The sequence below is a fragment of the Bowmanella dokdonensis genome (assembly GCF_017254865.1).
GTDB lineage: Bacteria > Pseudomonadota > Gammaproteobacteria > Enterobacterales > Alteromonadaceae > Bowmanella > Bowmanella dokdonensis.
Genome location: NZ_JAFKCV010000155.1, coordinates 1 through 378 on the forward strand (window position 1 = coordinate 1; position 378 = coordinate 378).

General features: G+C 48.4%; 1 protein-coding gene. It reads right to left on the reverse strand.

What is annotated here, in order from left to right:
- Positions 1-39: 39 nt before the first annotated feature.
- The coding region (locus tag J0A66_RS22005; protein ID WP_206575977.1) for an HAD family hydrolase at positions 40-378 on the reverse strand (339 nt) is incomplete at its 5' end.

Consider the following 378-nt stretch of genomic DNA (forward strand, 5'->3'; position numbering starts at 1 on the left):
GGTTATCGACAAGTTGCTTAACAAATTGAGTGAACCTCTCTAAGAATTAGGCGACAGCCTGCTCGCTGATTCTTCAAGGGTAGGCGATAATCCCACTAGGGTCTGGATAGTATTGGTGGCATCAACTGCAGGGGGGACTTGCACATCCCTATGCACCCCGGTCAGCACGCGAACTGTCTGCATACCCAGCTTATTCAGATTGACAAAATCATTGGCTGGGTTGTCACCAATGTACAGCATATCTTGCCAGTCGCAGCCCTCGGCCTTTTTTATCAACTCAAAACAATGGGTAGATGGCTTAGCATGCTGTATGCCGAAGCGGTGGGTGATAAATACCCGTTTGAATAAAGGGCCGATGCCGAGGGCATCAACTTTATT